This is a genomic window from Vasconcelosia minhoensis LEGE 07310, assembly GCF_015207255.1.
GTDB classification, from domain to species: Bacteria; Cyanobacteriota; Cyanobacteriia; order Phormidesmidales; family Phormidesmidaceae; genus Vasconcelosia; species Vasconcelosia minhoensis.
Genome location: NZ_JADEXG010000040.1, coordinates 34461 through 48625, shown reverse-complemented (window position 1 = coordinate 48625; position 14165 = coordinate 34461). Strand labels below are relative to the sequence as shown.

Here is a 14165-nt window from a genome sequence, read left to right as displayed (position 1 = left end):
AGGGGATGGAGGGGATGGAGATGAAGCGGGATAGGGCGAATTTTTTGTCGGGGGTGATTATTGGGGCGGCGATTGAGGTGCATCGGGAGCTGGGGCCGGGGCTGCTGGAGTCGGCTTACGAGGCCTGTTTGCTCTATGAGCTGAAGCAAAAGGGAGTTCGGGTTGCCAGTCAGGTTCCTCAGCCAGTGGTTTATAAGGGGATTAAACTGGACTGTGGCTATCGTTTGGACCTGTTAGTGGAAGACCTGGTCATCGTCGAACTCAAAGCGGTCGAAATCCTGCACCCAATCCATACGGCTCAGCTGCTAACCTACCTCAAGCTGAAAAACCTCTGGCTCGGCCTGCTCATCAACTACAATGTCCCCGTCCTAAAACAAGGCATCAAACGCCTCGTCAACGGCTAGACCCCAAACTTTTACACCTCTGTGCCTCCGTGGTTCTCTCTATGCTAAGCCTATGGGCCAAAACCAGCGGCACCTGGATCAACATAGCAACCGTTTTGCTTGGCACCGGCTGCGGCCTCCTGCTGCGCGATCGCTTACCCCTCCGCATGCAGGTCATCATCACCCAGGCCGTCGGCCTATTTACTTTATTCATTGGAAGTGCCATGGGGCAGCAGCTCTTAACCGTCCAGGCTGGCTCAATTGACGGCGTAATTTTAGGACTACTCGCCTTAGTATTCGGTGGACTGCTCGGGGAGTGGTGGCAGCTAGAGCAGCGGCTCGTCACTGTCGGCGACCGGCTAAAAAAGCAGTTTCGCGGTAGTGGTCGGTTCACTGAGGGCTTTGTCGCAGCGACGCTGCTGTTTTGCGTAGGGCCAATGACATTGCTCGGCAGCCTCAGCAACGGCCTGAGCGGAGATGCCAATCTGCTCGTGATTAAAGCCACAATGGACGGGCTGGTTTCAATCGCGCTAGCGGGCAGCTATGGCGTTGGTATCGGCTTTGCCATTTTGCCCATTCTGATCTACCAGGGCGGCCTCTCACTCCTGGCGGGTAGCCTAGCGGCAGCAATCCCCAACCCGGCTCAGGATCCTCGGATTGCGCTTGTGACCGGCATCGGCGGCATCATGATCCTGGGACTGGGTCTGAACCTGATTGAGATTGCTCAAGTTCGGGTAGCGTCGTTCTTACCGGCTCTACTGTTGGCACCAGTGATTTACGGTCTGGCTGTTCATCTAGCCGAACACTTTTAACCCAGCTGTTCACAAACCAGTCAGACATCATAGCGCTAATGGGCAAAGAAATCAAAAAGTGAAGCTGTTTTATGCCAGGTTCGGCTAGAGTCGGGTAATTCAGCCCTAAATTGGGAGGCAAGCTAGCACCCTAGCGGTAGCCGTCCGAAATTTTCTTGATTTCACTTGAATATTCCCATGAATTCCCATCCCCGAACAGCGCTGAAGATGAGTGAACGGCTCGCGGGTCGCTACGAAATTGTTAAACAGCTGGGCCACCTGGGTGCGACCTACCTGGCAATCGATCACCACTCGCCTAGCCTAGCTCGATGCGTGATTAGAGAGTTGAGGCAGACGCATCCTAAACTGCTGAAGCGCTTTCGACGGGAGGCTATGACGCTAGAACAGCTAGGCCGACATCCTCAAATCCCCCAGCTTTTTGCCTACTTCAGCCAGGAAGAGCGATTTTATTTGGCAGAAGAGTTTATCGAAGGCCATGCGCTAAGTCATGAGCTGGTGCCGGGCAAATGCTTGAGTGAAGGCTATGTGACGCGGTTGCTTGAAGCGGTGCTTGGGGTGTTGGCCCATGTCCATCGCCAAAATGTCGCTCACGGCAACATCACGCCCGAGTCGCTAATTCGCCGCCGAAGCGATGGCCAGATTTTTCTAATCGGTTTTGGCCAGGTCAAAATGCTCAGCACGCTTGAGGTCGAGCCTAGCGGTCGGATCGTGAGCTGCCAGCCAGCCAGCCGCTATGCCGCGTCCAAGCAGTTCCGACCGCAGCCGTCTGACGACTTGTATGCGCTGGGGCTAATTGCCCTGGAGGCGCTGGCCGGGATGAACTGCCGAGATCTAGAGCAGCTGGAGCGGAAACGGTACGCTGGCGGGGCCTCTCCTCAAGAGGATCACGCCCAAATTAGCCCGACCCTGACTCGTTTTATTGACCAGCTGATCACCGACCTTCCGGGGCAGCGCTATCCTTCGGCAGAAGCGGCGCTGGCCGCCCTAACCGGTATTGTCAGCCGACGGCAGACGGCAGAAGATAGCCGCCTACCTACGGTGATGGTGACTCCGGGGCAAGCGCAGCCTTTATTAGCCGGGCCGTCCGCCAGCCCGGCAGCTTCCCTACCGGACCTGTTTTGGCTCAAGGCCGTTGCGGGTATCCTGATCAGCCTGACTTTTCTAGGGCTAGGTTTTCATGCCTGGCAGTGGGGCGAATACCGGGTGAGCCGTTTGCAGCAAAACTGGCAGAGCTGGCGATCGCGACCTCAACCCTACCCGGAAACATCGCCGCGGCAGCTCACTAGCCTGCTAGAAGACGGCAGCATTCAGCTCCGGCCCGCTGCGGCAACGGCATTTTGGGCGATGGTCGCGGCCGCCCGGGCCGATGGAGTGAACCTCTACCCGCTGGCAGGCTACCAGTCGCGGGCCGAGCAGCGAGAGCAGCTTTATGACAGCCCGACTCCGCCTACGACTGAGGCTAAACGGCGGCTAAGACTGAGTGACTATCAGACCGGATATGCGATCGCAATCGGCGACTACGACGCGGCCAAAACAACCGACCGCCATCCCAGCTTTGCCCAGACCCGCGCCTTCCGTTGGCTAGCGCAGCATGGCGCTGACTATGGCTTTGAGCCGTCTTTTGAATCAGCTACGGGGACACCGATAGAGCCCTGGCACTGGCGCTATGTTGGCGATCTCGACAGTCAAGCGCTGTTCAAACCGACATCTAACCCAGAATAGAGGCAGCCCGTCTGCTCAAAACCGGCTCTCACCGAATGCAATTGGCTGGCATCTCAGAAACTCAGTCGGCTTGAGCCTGATTGCTCGGCTGCACAGCGGTAAAGTAATCCTTGAGCTTATCCGGATCGGAGATCATTGTTCGATCGCCGGGATGCCACTCTACCGGGCAGACCTCGCCCGGATTTTCCTGCACATGCTGAATTGCTTGCAGCAGCCGCAGCGTTTCCTCAACGCTGCGGCCAAAGGAAAGATTATTCACTGTCATGTGCTGGATATCCCCTTCCTTGTCAATCAGAAACAGGCCCCGCAGCGCAATTCCCAGCTCTGGCTCTAGCACGCCGTAATCTTTGCTGATCTCCTTGCGAATATCCGACACCAGCGGATAGGCCAGATCTCCTACGCCGCCAAGCTTACGCTCGGTTTGAATCCAAGCCAGGTGAGAAAATTCGCTATCTACCGAGACACCGAGCACCTCGGTGTTAATCGCTTCGAATTCGCTGTAGCGATCGCTAAAGGCTGTCACCTCGGTTGGACAGATGAAGGTAAAGTCCAACGGATAAAAAAAGAGGACAACGTACTTACCCCGGTAGTCAGACAGCTTGACGGTCTTAAATTCTTGGTCAAAAACGGCCGTTGCCGTAAAGTCAGGAGCCGGCTGACCTACTCTGAGACACCCCTCTAACTGACTCGTCATAAACGCATTCTCCAAGGCATAAACACAAGCCGTTGCCAGCGCTGCTTGGACGCTGACTGGAGCTTTCATGGGGGCTTTTGATGGCTCAGGCGGGATTTGAACCTGCGACCTTGGGCTTATGAGTCCCCTGCTCTAACCACTGAGCTACTGAGCCTAGTTACGCCTTTGCGGCCTAGAGATAAGCCCCAGCGGCCACAATTAAAGCTTAATAAATGTAGCACGAAATGCAAAACGGGTGAGCGGCCTTAGACCGATAAAACGCGTTTCTCTTTAAATTCAGGCCCGTCGTCAGAAAGGGGCCGTAAAAAGGGCCAGTCTTCGCAGGGATGACCCCAAAGACTGGCCTATTGATTCAGCAGTCGGACTCTGAACTCACCTCCGTCGATTAGCGACCAGGCAGATAGGCGACGGGGTTGACCGTCCCTTGATTGGGCATATGCACTTCAAAATGCAGGTGAGGCCCGGTGCTATAGCCCGTGCTGCCCATTTCAGCCACCTGCTGTCCCTGCCGCACAGACTGTCCCTGCCGCACCAGTAGGCGGTTGTTGTGGGCATAGCGAGTCATGCTGCCGTCGGAGTGACGAATGTCTACTAGGTTGCCATAGCCTCCTGAGTTCCAGCCCGAGCGCTCGATTACGCCAGCCGCAGCGGCGACGATAGGTGTCCCGACTGGACCCGCAACATCGACGCCGCGGTGCATTCGGCCCCAGCGCCAGCCATAGCCAGAAGTAACGGTGCCCCGGGTAGGCCAGATGTAACCGTCAAAGTAATCCGGCGCTTCTGGCAGGTACTCGCCGGCGTCGGGTAAGAGCGGCATCTCTGGAGAGACGGTCTGCCCGGCCGCCGGACGGCTCCGATTGGGCGCATAGGCATCTGGGCTCAGCGGAGCGGCTGCCAGCAGCTCTGATGTATCAACGGCGCTAGCGGAAGTGTCGGCCGCCGCCAGCTGCGGCGGCTCTGAAACCTGCCCCTGAGCTCCAGATTGAGAATCTGGTCGAAACTCGGGGTTAACTACGGTCTCGCTCTCAGCAGGCTCAGCTAGTTCTGTTCCCGCATCGACGACAGGCGTCTGGTCCGGTCGAATTGCCTCTACATCCTGAAGCAAGCTGGCGACGTAGGGATCGGCTTGGATCGCTGCGGGCTCTGTGCCCCCGGTCGCTTCGGCTCTGGCGATCGCGATTTCAGTACGGCCAGCCGCATCCATCAGCGTAGACTCTAATGGACGTACGGCAGTTTCCTGCAAATGGGCCAGACGCTCACTGCGCTCAGCCGCCTCGCGCTTTAGCGCTGTCTCGGCTGTTGAGGATTCGGCCCTGTTTGCGGCAGCTAAAGTCGGAGCCGGGCCGCCAATACCCAGTTGTGCCTGGGTACGGGGAATCACCAACTGAGTGCCTGCAATAATTAAATTGGGATTGTCGATGGCATTCGCCTGAATCAGCTGCTCCGAGCTAATGCCGAAAGAGCGAGCAATGTTGCCGACCGTATCACCCGACCGCACCTGGTAGCTGACTGAAGCGTTGACCGGGGTCGAAGACAGGGCAACAGCTGGTGCAGCCGGAGGTGGGCTAGGCATCGATGCGGCTGCTTCAGACTCGGCCTCAGCCGCTGACTCGGCTGAGTGCAGGCTCTCCAATTCCTGCCTGAGGCCATCAGACTGGGAGACCAAGCCAGCCGAACGCAGCACATCGGTGGGTTCGGTTTCAGCCACAGGCATCATGAGCGGGGAAGGCGCTGCCTCCACTGGAGCGGATGCGGCCTGGGGTAGCGGCTGCGGAGTAAGTCGCCCAGTCACACCTGGAGTCAGAGCTTCATCTTTCTCGGTTCTCCCCGAAGAGGCAGCGGTAGCCGTATTGCTATTGGGAGCTGCCGCCGCGACTGGGACGTTGGCTGGTGCCGCCGCACGAGCCACAGAGCGCTCGGCAGCCGTCGGCACTCGCAAAACGAGTCCCACCCGGAGTCCATTCTCAGGAGAAAGGCCGTTGGCAGCTTTGAGTGATTGAACATCGGTGTGGTATCGCTGAGCGATTTGCCAGAGGCTTTCGCCATCCTCCACAACGTGGTAAGTCGGAGCAGTTGAGTCTACATCGGTAGACGCGGCCTGCAACGAATCAGAGAGCATGTCCGGAACCCTGTCAGCAGAGGGAAGGTCTGCTGCGATCGCGGCGTCATGATAGGCAAAAAGGGCTCCAGAAGCGCCCACCGATAGGGCTAGGCCCAACGCGGCTGCAGAGGATACTCTGCAGCTTCCATAGCGACTGGAGCTATCAAACTCGTGAGCTGTGGTATTGCACGAGTGACCCGAATCAGACTTGGGCTCCTGTGAAATTACTCGTTCCAAGGAATCACCTCCAAATGACCAGCGTTCAACTATCTGAAAATCGCTCAAGAACGGAGCGGTTTGCAAAACAGCATCGCGGCTATCGAGCGATAGCACTAAGTAACTCAACAGTCAGGTGGCAGCTTCAGAAGAAGTTACCGCTTTGCTCAGGTCACAGTACTCTGCTTTCCTGGCTTAGGCAAGTTTACACGACTTAACCAAAAATTCAATCACCGGCTCAAAAAAATTGGGGATCGTCTCAGCTGGTGGAAAAAGGGAACGTAGAATTCCCCTTAGCGCCAGTTAGGCTGGTGCTGAGGAAATGTCTCAACATCCGTTTTTTTGAATATATTAAAGTCGTAGAAATCCCTTCCCTATCTGGTTTTGAGGCCCGGAGCCGGTGTTTTTTAACCCCTCTCAGCCAGCTTCACTAGCCGGGTTTCGACCGTTAGTTCCAAGCTAAAAATAGGCTGTCAGGACACGTTTACGCTGACCTTGGCAGCGGTCAATGCTCAATAGAAAATTCTTATCAAAGGGTTGCCAATGGTGAGCTCGCGGCTAGCTTTAGCGGGGAGATTAGCTGCTGTTTTATTGTCTGGATATAAAAGTGGCGCTGGAGGATTACTGCCGCGATCGCGACTGCTCCTGCCGCAGCGCTTCAAACAGCCCGATGGCGACGCTCACCGAAAGGTTAAGACTGCGGACCTGGGGCTGAACCATCGGGATTTTTACCCGTCGGTCGCAGCGCTGGAGTACCGAGGCCGCTAGACCACGGGTCTCAGACCCAAACAGCAGCCAGTCGTCTTCAGCGTACTCAATATCTATATAGCTATCTGAAGCTTTGGCGCTGAAGCCAACGGCTCGGCCTGCAGATTGAGTGAAAGAGTACCAAAAGTCATCGATTGAGTCATGTACCTTAAGATCGACATAGGGCCAATAGTCTAAACCAGCCCGCTTCAGATAGCGATCGCTGAGCTCGAAGCCGAGTGGCGCAACCAGGTGAAGCTCAGTACAGGTAGCCGCACAGGTTCGCGCAATGTTGCCAGTATTTGGCGGAATTTCTGGATTTACAAGGACAATTCGCGGCATTATTGGCTCAAAAATTAACCGCTAACCGATAGGAGTTTTTAATCATTTCGGCTTAGACGGCCAGCGGCTGGCAAACTTCCTCTGCTAAGGCACTTTCCTCGACCTGGGCTGTCTGGATTGCCTGACCCAAAATTTCGCTGACGGATGCCCCCCGCTGATACTGCCGCAGCCATTGCTGAGCCTGGTTGCCCTCTCGCAAAATTTTCTTTAGCGGCTGTAGAAAACAGCTAATCCCAGTTTGCTTGGCAATCGGCTGAACCTCTGCATAGAGCTGAGCTACCCAGTCGCGAGCCAGGATGGTTTCACCACTGCGCCAGTGGCGGAGCTGAGCATCGAGGCTACTGCGGGTGGCAGCCTGTTCATTTTGCCGGGTCAGCTCGAGCAAATCCTGCTGGCGGGTGGCGACGGGCAGCTGGCTGGCTTCTAGCGGGTCGAGCTGGGGCACCGCCAGCAGCTGCATCAGCCGGGCTTCGAGCAGGGCCGTCACCGCCAACAGCGCTAGCGGGTCGATTACCAGGTCGCAGATCCGCAATTCCAGCCGATTCAGGTTGTAGGGGCGGCGATCGCCGTTAGGCCGCACCGATGACCACAGATGGCGGACGTTCTGCATGGTGCCCTGGGCCAGCTGCGCTTCGACCCAGCGAATATGGTCTAGGTGGCTTTCAAACAGCGGTACATAGTCAGGCGTTTGGGGAAACATTTGCCAGCGGGTGGAGTGAGACCCGGTGGGCTGCCCATCTAAAAATGGGGAAGCGGCGGTCAGAGCTAGAAACAGCGGTGCTTCCACCCGAATCAGGCGGCAGGCCCGGATCAGCTGCTCGGGGTCGGCAATGCCAATATTGATGTGAATGCTAGCGGTGACCACGTCTGTGCCGTAGGTTTCTTCGATATAGGTGTGATAGGGATTTTTGGGGTCAGAGCGGTAAAAGCGATCGCGATCGCCCAAAGACAGCGTGCTCCCCGGCACAATCGTATAGTCGCCCAGGGTTTTGAGGTACCGGCGCAGGTTCAGGCGCGGCTTGACCAGGGCACAGAGCAGCTGCTCGTAGCGGCGCAGCGGCGGCGTCGTATATTCCACATTGCGGCTGTCGGGCTCGCGGACAAATCCGTCGAGGTTGGCCACGATCTGATCGGAAAACCCCACAATCTGACCGTCGGGCCGACCGGTATACATTTCGACTTCAAAGCCTTTGGAGAGCAGCACGGATTGTCCTCAACGTGAGTGGTCTACTCACTATATATAAGAGATGGGAGCGATCAGGACTCTATCGATCGACGGGAAATCGACCGGCACAGAAACCCAGCGACCTGTTTCAAGTCGCCCAACTAGCCTACTCCAGCCAGGCTCGGACTAGCTGAGAAGACCCTTAAATGCGGATGAAAGGACTTGAACCTTCACGCCTTGCGGCACTAGAACCTAAATCTAGCGCGTCTACCAATTCCGCCACATCCGCGTATCAGCTATGTATCCTAGCAAGAATCCCTACTTGTCGGCAGCCGTTTTCGCCAAATCTTAGGATTTAACCTGACTTGCGTTTTCACCTCAAGCGACCTCGACGAGTCCACCTCTAGCAGCGGATTCCCCTGGGGAAACATTATGATTAGGAAAAGGGGCCATTCCATCCCGGTTTTAGGATGCGGTGGTGGCTTAGAATACCGAGCAGCCTGATCAAACGTGATTAATTGTGGGGGCTGCCACTGGCCTAATCGGGGCTACATTGTCAGAGACACAGGAGAAACCTAGCGAATGGGTAAGGTAGTCGGCATCGACCTCGGCACGACCAACTCAGTGGTTGCCGTCATGGAGGGCGGCAGACCCGTCGTGATTGCAAACGCAGAAGGTATGCGGACGACGCCCTCGGTGGTGGCCTTTAGCAATGAAGGCGAAAAGCTGATCGGCCAGATGGCTCGCCGCCAGACCGTGCTCAATCCGCAGAATACCTTCTATGGGGTTAAACGCTTCATCGGGCGCAAATACGCCGAGCTGACGTCAGAGTCCAAGCGGGTCCCCTACACCGTTCGTAAAGATTCAGAGGGCAACGTCAAAATCCGCAGCCCGCGCCTGGACAAAAGTTTTGCGCCGGAAGAGATTTCAGCCATGGTGCTGCGGAAGCTGGCGGAGGAGGCCAGTCGCTACCTGGGGCAGCCGGTCACGGGCGCGGTGATTACGGTGCCCGCCTACTTCAATGACGCCCAGCGGCAGGCGACCCGCGACGCCGGGCGGATTGCCGGGCTGGAGGTGAAGCGGATTATTAATGAGCCGACTGCCGCTGCCCTGGCCTACGGCCTGGAGCAGGAATATAACCAGACGATTTTGGTGTTTGACCTGGGCGGCGGCACCTTTGACGTGTCGATTCTAGAGGTAGGCGACGGCGTCTTTCAGGTGCGGTCTACCAGCGGCGATACCCAGCTGGGCGGCACCAACTTTGACCAGAAGATCATCGACTGGCTGGCCAATGCTTTCTTGGAAAATGAGGGCATCGACCTGCGGCGCGATGGTCAGTCCCTACAGCGCCTGACCGAAGCCGCTGAGAAAGCCAAAATTGAGCTTTCCGGCGTTGCGTCAACCGAGATTAATCTGCCGTTTATCACCGCTACCGAAGAGGGGCCTAAGCATATCGAGACCCGGCTGGAGCGATCGCAGTTTGAGTCGCTCTGTGCCGACCTGGTCAGCCAGCTCCAGGCACCGCTGAAGCAGGCTATGGCCGATGCGGGCCTGAGTCCCTCTCAAATAGATGAAGTTGTCCTGGTCGGTGGGGCCAGCCGCATGCCGATGGTACAGGACCTGGTGCGGTCTCTGATGGGCCGCGTCCCCAACCAGAACGTCAACCCAGACGAGGTGGTGGCGGTGGGGGCCGCGATTCAGGCGGGCATTTTGACCAACGAAGTCAAAGACATCATGCTGCTGGATGTGTCGCCGCTGTCTTTGGGATTGGAAACGATTGGCGGCGTGATGAAGAAAATTATTCCGCGCAATACGACGATTCCCGTCCGCCGCTCCGACGTCTTTTCCACCTCTGAGAATAATCAAACCGTCGTCGAAGTTCACGTGCTCCAGGGCGAGCGGGAGATGGTGGCCGATAATAAATCTTTGGGCCGCTTTAAGCTCATGGGCATTCCCCCGGCCCCGCGTGGCATCCCGCAGGTGCAGGTGGCCTTTGACATCGACGCTAATGGCATTTTGCAGGTCTCGGCGATGGATAAGACCACCGGCCGGCAGCAGAGCATCACTGTCCAGGAAGCGTCTAATCTATCGGAAGAAAAAATTCAGGAGATGATCCGCGAGGCCGAAGAATTTGCCGAGACCGATCGGCTGCAGCGAGAGCGGATCGAGAAGCGCAACCGGGCCGAGGTGCTGACCTTCCAGGCCGAGCGAGTACTGCGAGAAGTCGCACTCGACTTTGGTCTGCAGTTTTCTCGCGATCGCCGTCGCCGCATTGAGGCCCTGATCCAGGCGCTGCGCGATGGCCTGGCCCGGAACGATGAACGCGGTATCGATATTGCCCAGGCCGACTTACAGGATGAAGTCTACGAGCTCAACCGCGAAGCCTACCTCTACGACCTAGACGACGAAGAAGACGGCTTTCTGGGCCAGATCGGCGGCACCCTGCGGCGGGCCTTTGCTGGCGACGATGAAGACTACCGTCGTGAGTACGACTACAACAGCTATCCCAGCAGCGGCTATCCCGGCAGCAGCTACCCGGGCAGCAGCTACCCGGGCGGCCGGGCCGGTGGCTGGGAGCAGCAGGCCCAGTGGGATGACCCCGAGTGGGGCGGTCGTCGCCAGCGCAGCAGCAGCTGGGATGACTGGAATGACGACTGGGAAAGCGGCAACCCGCGCGATCGCGGGCGGCCTGATCGGGATCGGCCCACCGCTCCTGGCACCTATCCGCCCCCGCGCAATGGCCGCAGCGGTGCGGATCTAGGTGGGGCGTCACGCCAGCCCGATGCTGGCTTCGACCCCTGGGAGCAGGAGGATGCCTGGGCGACCAACAGCCGTAGCACCCCGCCGCCCGAGCGCATCGACCGCGGCCCGGCCCCGCCCCGCCGCGAACCGCCCTATCGGCCCTATCCGGAAAATGATCGACCCGCCGCCTACGGCGATCGCCCCTATCAGGATGACTATGGCCGCGATGACTATGGTCGTGATGACTATAGGGGCGACTCCCGGTATAATCCCCCGCTGCCCGAGCGCCCCGGCGAGCGAGCGAACCAGTACCGCGATGACTACGGACGCCGCGACTATGCCAGCGAATATCCGCCCAACTATCCGGAAGACTACCGGCCCGATGACTATCGGCCCAGCGACTATTCGCCGGGTTACCCAGAAGACTACCGGCCCAATGACTATCGGGCCAATGACTATCGGGCCAATGACTATCGGGCCAGTGATTATCCGGAATATCGTAGTGGCTCGCGCGATCTCAACCCCAATGGCTACTCCGGCAATGCACCAGAGGGCTATTCGGGGAGCTATTCGGGCAATGCGCCGGGCGGCTACGACCCCGGGACGCCGAGGCGTCCCGTCCCCCGGGACGACCGCAGCCCCTACGGCAGTCGTGGCGACTATGAAGACGACTACTGGGGCGATGAGGATGAACGGCTATAGTCCCTGACTCACCCTGACCCATACCCAGGCGCTGACTTTTCAGCCATTTCCTAACCGCACCTGAGCTCCATCGTTCATGCAAAACTTTCGGAACTACTACGAAATTCTAGGCATTTCGAGAGACGCGACCACCGACGAAATTAAGCAGGCCTACCGGCAGCTAGCGCGGCAGTACCACCCCGACCTCAACCCCGGAGACAAGGCCGCCGAAGAGCAGTTCAAGCTGCTGGGTGAAGCCTATGAGGTGCTGTCCGATCGGGAAAAGCGATCGCAGTATGAAAGCTTCAGTCGCTACTGGAAGCAGAAGGGCTTCAAGGGCGTCTGGGGGCAGCGCAGCCAGAGCCAGCGGGCGAACGGCCAGGTTTCGCTAGACGAGATTGAGTTCAAGGAATTCGAAGACTTCGACAATTTCGTCGATCAGCTGCTCAAGCGCCACCGGACGAAAGCCTCGGCCCAGCCGCCGACCGCCGACCCCTACCGCCCTGGCAAAAGTAAAACCGCCTACAAAGCCCAGCCGCCCCGGCCCAGCCGCCGCGATGCTGAGGCTGACCTAGTGCTGCCGCTGGAGAAAGCCTACACCGGCGGTCGGGAGCGGATTCGCCTGGAGGACGGTCGCTCCCTAGAAGTAGACATGCCGCCGGGCATGGTGACGGGCCAGCGGATTCGGCTGCGGGGGCAGGGGATTAGCGGCGGCAGCCTCTACCTGCGCATCGAGGTTGAGCCCCATCCCTATTTCGAGCTCCAGGACGGCACCCTGTTTTGCCAGGTGCCCATCACCCCCAGCGAGGCGACCCTGGGCGGTACCATCCGCGTGCCAACGCTGGACGGGCCGGTGAATATGCTGATTCCGCCGGGCGTGCAGCCGGGCCAGCGGCTGCGGCTGGAGGGCAAAGGCTACCCTATGGGCCGAGACCGGCGGGGCGATCAGATCGTGCGGATTGAAATTGTCATTCCCACGGTCCTGAGCGACGAGGAAAAAGCCCTGTACGAGGAGCTGCGGCAGATTGAGGCCTTTGAACCGCGCGCGAATCTGCCAGTTTAGATCCTGTCAGATCGATCCAACAAGGATTACAGCAGCGTTGCAGCTCGGGCCGCTAAGTCAGACCGCTCGCCCTGATAAAGCGTCACATGCCCGGCCAGAGGCTCGTGCCGGAAGCGCTCGATGGCGTAGGTGAGGCCGTTGCTGGCGGCATCGACGTAGGGATTGTCGATCTGCGCGGTGTCGCCGGTGAGGACGATTTTGGTGCCTTCTCCGGCCCGGGTGAGGATGGTCTTTACCTCGTGGGGCGTAAGGTTCTGCGCTTCGTCGATGATGAAGAACTGCTTGGGAATGGTGCGACCGCGGATATAGGTGAGCGCCTCGATCTGCAATAGGCCCATGTCGGCCAGCTCCTCATGGCCGCGCCGCCAGTGGCTGGCCTGGCCCTTCATCTCCTGAGTGTTGAAAATCAGGTCAAAGTTGTCGTAGAGCGGCTGCATCCAGGGGGTCAGCTTTTCGTTCATGTCGCCGGGTAAATAGCCGATATCTCGCCCCATCGGCACGACCGGGCGGGAGATCAGCAGGCGGCTGTAGTGCTGTTCGTCGGCGACCTTATGGAGGCCAGCCGCAATCGCGACCAGCGTCTTCCCCGTTCCCGCTTTGCCCACTAGAGTGACCAGCGGGATAGCGTCATTCAGCAGCAGCGCAAAGGCAAACTGCTGCTCTCGGTTGCGAGCCTGAATCCGCGAGATTCCGGCGTGGGGTAGCTTGGCCAACGGCACAATCAGGCCGCTCTGGGGTCCACTTTGGGAATCGACTAGGGCTAGCGCCGTATGGTTGGGATTGGTCACATCGACCAGCGTCAGGGCCTGATTGGGGTAGAATTTGCCCTCTAGGGTCACAGCCCCCTGCTTGAACAGGCTGTCGATAGTCTCTGCGTTGACTAAAACCTGATCGACGCCTGTATATAAATCAGAGACGTCGATTTTGTCGGTCTCATAGTCCTCCGCCAGCAGCCCCAGCGTGTCGGCCTTGATCCGCAAATTGGTATCTTTGCTGACCAGCACGACGGGGCGATCGCTCTGCTGCTTCAGCTCCAGCGCCACCGCTAGGATGGCGTTGTCAGCCTGGTCACCCTCTAGCTCCGGCGGCAGCTGCCTGAGGGTTTCACGATGGCACAGGGCCACATGCAGCAGCCCGCCGCTGTCGAGCTGAATGCCGCCGGTGAGGCTACCCTGGAGCCGCAGCTGGTCTAGCGTACGGGAGACCAGCCGGGCATTGCGGCCAACCTCTTCGGGGCGTTTTTTGAAGCGGTCCAGCTCTTCGATGACTGTAATGGGTAAAACCACCTCATTGTCCTCAAACCGCAGCATCGCATTGGGATCGTGCAGCAGCACATTGGTATCGAGGACGAAGGTTTTCTTCATTAACTAGCCTAGAGAGAGAAGCGGCCAGCCTTCACTCTATCAGATCATTTTTTTTTGGGCAGCCTGGCAAATTTACCTAAGGGAAGCGTGAGCTGCCTATAGGTTAGGGATTTGTTCAGGAGTCAAGCTACCC

10 protein-coding genes and 2 tRNA genes are annotated in these 14165 nt (G+C 58.2%); 5 read left to right on the top strand and 7 right to left on the bottom strand.

Features of this window, described 5'->3' with window-relative positions:
- Positions 1-5 precede the first annotated feature (5 nt).
- From IQ241_RS16155 to IQ241_RS16145, 3 genes are all read left to right on the top strand, one after another.
- The gene (locus tag IQ241_RS16155; protein ID WP_228021778.1) at positions 6-404 is read left to right on the top strand and encodes a GxxExxY protein; all 399 of its coding nucleotides are present in this window, start codon (positions 6-8) and stop codon (positions 402-404) included.
- Between the two features lie 41 nt (positions 405-445).
- Positions 446-1195, top strand: a complete 750-nt coding sequence (locus IQ241_RS16150; RefSeq protein ID WP_193909026.1) for a DUF554 domain-containing protein — start codon at positions 446-448, stop codon at positions 1193-1195.
- 177 nt (positions 1196-1372) lie between these two features.
- Positions 1373-2917, top strand: a complete 1545-nt coding sequence (locus tag IQ241_RS16145) for a D-alanyl-D-alanine carboxypeptidase family protein (protein WP_193909024.1) — start codon at positions 1373-1375, stop codon at positions 2915-2917.
- Positions 2918-2978: 61 nt separating this feature from the next.
- On the opposite strand, the gene IQ241_RS16140 is transcribed toward IQ241_RS16145, so the two are convergent.
- The 6 genes from IQ241_RS16140 to IQ241_RS16115 all read right to left on the bottom strand — a co-directional run bounded on the left by IQ241_RS16140 (position 2979) and on the right by IQ241_RS16115 (position 8471).
- Positions 2979-3611 (bottom strand): peroxiredoxin, encoded by a 633-nt coding sequence (locus tag IQ241_RS16140; protein ID WP_193909032.1) that lies wholly within the window; start codon positions 3609-3611, stop codon positions 2979-2981.
- Between the two features lie 81 nt (positions 3612-3692).
- Positions 3693-3765, bottom strand: a tRNA-Met gene (locus IQ241_RS16135).
- 231 nt (positions 3766-3996) lie between these two features.
- Positions 3997-5829, bottom strand: a complete 1833-nt coding sequence (locus IQ241_RS16130) for a peptidoglycan DD-metalloendopeptidase family protein (RefSeq protein WP_193909022.1) — start codon at positions 5827-5829, stop codon at positions 3997-3999.
- A gap of 720 nt (positions 5830-6549) precedes the next feature.
- Positions 6550-7017 (bottom strand): tRNA (cytidine(34)-2'-O)-methyltransferase, encoded by a 468-nt coding sequence (locus tag IQ241_RS16125; RefSeq protein ID WP_193909020.1) that lies wholly within the window; start codon positions 7015-7017, stop codon positions 6550-6552.
- Between the two features lie 52 nt (positions 7018-7069).
- Positions 7070-8221 carry a glutamate--cysteine ligase gene (gene gshA, locus IQ241_RS16120; RefSeq protein WP_193909018.1) on the bottom strand — a complete coding sequence of 384 codons (1152 nt, stop codon included), beginning with the start codon at positions 8219-8221 and terminating at the stop codon, positions 7070-7072.
- A 168-nt stretch (positions 8222-8389) separates the two neighbouring features.
- Positions 8390-8471: transfer RNA gene (locus IQ241_RS16115), tRNA-Leu, on the bottom strand.
- 293 nt (positions 8472-8764) lie between these two features.
- Between IQ241_RS16115 and dnaK the strand changes: the two genes are divergently transcribed.
- Entirely contained in the window at positions 8765-11626 is a 2862-nt protein-coding gene (gene dnaK, locus IQ241_RS16110) for a molecular chaperone DnaK (protein WP_193909016.1), read from the top strand.
- Positions 11627-11702: 76 nt separating this feature from the next.
- Positions 11703-12668, top strand: coding sequence for a DnaJ C-terminal domain-containing protein (locus tag IQ241_RS16105; RefSeq protein WP_193909014.1), 966 nt, complete (start codon positions 11703-11705; stop codon positions 12666-12668).
- Between the two features lie 26 nt (positions 12669-12694).
- Here IQ241_RS16105 and IQ241_RS16100 read toward each other — a convergent pair whose 3' ends face one another.
- Positions 12695-14032 carry a PhoH family protein gene (locus IQ241_RS16100; protein WP_193909012.1) on the bottom strand — a complete coding sequence of 446 codons (1338 nt, stop codon included), beginning with the start codon at positions 14030-14032 and terminating at the stop codon, positions 12695-12697.
- Positions 14033-14165 lie beyond the last annotated feature (133 nt).

Bases quoted from the DNA above. Each gene is read 5' to 3' on its own strand.
- IQ241_RS16155 (WP_228021778.1), top strand. From the start codon at position 6: ATGGAGGGGATGGAGATGAAGCGGGATAGGGCGAATTTTTTGTCGGGG.
- dnaK (WP_193909016.1), top strand. From the start codon at position 8,765: ATGGGTAAGGTAGTCGGCATCGACCTCGGCACGACCAACTCAGTGGTT.
- IQ241_RS16100 (WP_193909012.1), bottom strand. From the start codon at position 14,032: ATGAAGAAAACCTTCGTCCTCGATACCAATGTGCTGCTGCACGATCCC.
- IQ241_RS16125 (WP_193909020.1), bottom strand. From the start codon at position 7,017: ATGCCGCGAATTGTCCTTGTAAATCCAGAAATTCCGCCAAATACTGGC.
- IQ241_RS16150 (WP_193909026.1), top strand. From the start codon at position 446: ATGCTAAGCCTATGGGCCAAAACCAGCGGCACCTGGATCAACATAGCA.
- IQ241_RS16145 (WP_193909024.1), top strand. From the start codon at position 1,373: ATGAATTCCCATCCCCGAACAGCGCTGAAGATGAGTGAACGGCTCGCG.
- IQ241_RS16140 (WP_193909032.1), bottom strand. From the start codon at position 3,611: ATGACGAGTCAGTTAGAGGGGTGTCTCAGAGTAGGTCAGCCGGCTCCT.
- IQ241_RS16105 (WP_193909014.1), top strand. From the start codon at position 11,703: ATGCAAAACTTTCGGAACTACTACGAAATTCTAGGCATTTCGAGAGAC.